This is a genomic window from Mesonia sp. K4-1, from assembly GCF_008017825.1.
In the GTDB taxonomy this organism is placed as follows: Bacteria; Bacteroidota; Bacteroidia; order Flavobacteriales; family Flavobacteriaceae; genus Mesonia.
Genome location: NZ_VRLS01000089.1, coordinates 1 through 1,466, shown reverse-complemented (window position 1 = coordinate 1,466; position 1,466 = coordinate 1). Strand labels below are relative to the sequence as shown.

Here is a 1,466-nt window from a genome sequence, read left to right as displayed (position 1 = left end):
GGTAGATAGGTTCTAAAATTTGAAATTTCTTCAGGGCTGCTATGGTTATGGCCATCGTCGTGACTGTGCTCGCCTTGTTGTTTTTTTGGTTCTAAGTCACGTAAGTTTATTTTTTTCTTTTTCATATGTTCTAATCAAGTTTGATATCATTTTAAAAACTACTTCGATAATTTCAATATTCTCAATGCACCGCGCATTACAAAAGTGAAAACGATGCCGCCAATCACTAAATCGGGCCATTTACTATTCAGAAAATAAACCAGCACCCCAGCTACTATAACACCACCATTAACAATAATATCATTGGATGTAAAAATGGCACTTGCCTGCATATGAGCCTCTTGACTCTTTGCCTTGTTGATGAGCCAGAGCGATATCAAATTACCTGCCAATGCGAAAATTGAAACGATAATCATCCATTGAAACAAGGGTGTTTCGGTATTGCTAAAAAACCTTCTCAAGACCTCTGCAAACCCAAGTGTTGCCAATGCCATCTGAAAGTATCCGCTGTATTTCGCAACCTTCTTTTTTCTTGAAATGGCACCGCCTACCGCAAATAGGCTTAATGCATATACGATGGAATCTGCCAGCATATCTAATGAGTCTGCCACAAGACCCATCGAAGAAGAAATCCAACCGGTGGTCATTTCGATAACGAAAAAGCCAAAGTTGATGCCCAAGACCCACCATAGGATTCTTTTTTGTTTGGATTGGTCTTCCATTACGGGTGGTTCGGCTTCTGTGGTTCCTTCTAAGGAATCCCCAAGTTTTAAGCTGGCTATAGACGTTTTTATCGCCTTGACGTCGTCCACGTGATATACTTCCAATTTTCTGTTTGGAATATCAAAATCCAAGTGTTTTACTTGAGCATAAGACTCTAACTTCATCCGAATCATCTGCTCTTCTGAAGGGCAGTCCATTTTAGTTATTATAAAAGTGCTTTTTTTCAAAATCAATCTAATTTGTTCGTTTGTTTATTAAAGTAAATTACTGCTGCATTTTTCGCATATTCCCGTAACCACGAGATTAACATCCTCTGCCAAATATCCATCTGGCAAATTGATATGCGGGATTTTTTGTTCCGTTAAACAAACTGTTTCGTCACAGTTAGTGCAATGAAAATGTAAATGCAAATCCTGTTCTATTTCACAATTACAGCCTTCTTCACAAAGTGCGTATTTAGAGATTCCAGTTCCGTCATCTATGTGATGCACCACGTTTTTTTCTTCAAACGTTTTTAGGGTTCGGTACAATGTGGTTCTATCCGCTTTTGCGAAAGCATTCTCAATATCAGTCAGGGCGATGGCGGCATCCCTATCGGCCATATACTTATAAATCAAGATGCGCATTGCGGTGGGACGCACGTTATGGTCATTTAATGTTTTTTCAATTTCAGTCATTTTGTGCGGTGTTATAATTGATATTTTTAGCTTTATTGTAGGCTTCATAGCCTTCTTTTGCAGCGT

At 38.8% G+C, this 1,466-nt stretch carries 2 protein-coding genes; both read right to left on the bottom strand.

What is annotated here, in order from left to right; genetic code table 11:
• Positions 1–158 precede the first annotated feature (158 nt).
• Positions 159–950: a cation transporter gene (locus FT986_RS14370; RefSeq protein ID WP_181898143.1), complete on the bottom strand. Its 792-nt coding sequence runs from the start codon at positions 948–950 to the stop codon at positions 159–161.
• Positions 951–977: 27 nt separating this feature from the next.
• Positions 978–1,400, bottom strand: a complete 423-nt coding sequence (locus FT986_RS14365; protein ID WP_015361364.1) for a Fur family transcriptional regulator — start codon at positions 1,398–1,400, stop codon at positions 978–980.
• Between the last annotated feature and the right edge of the window lie 66 nt (positions 1,401–1,466).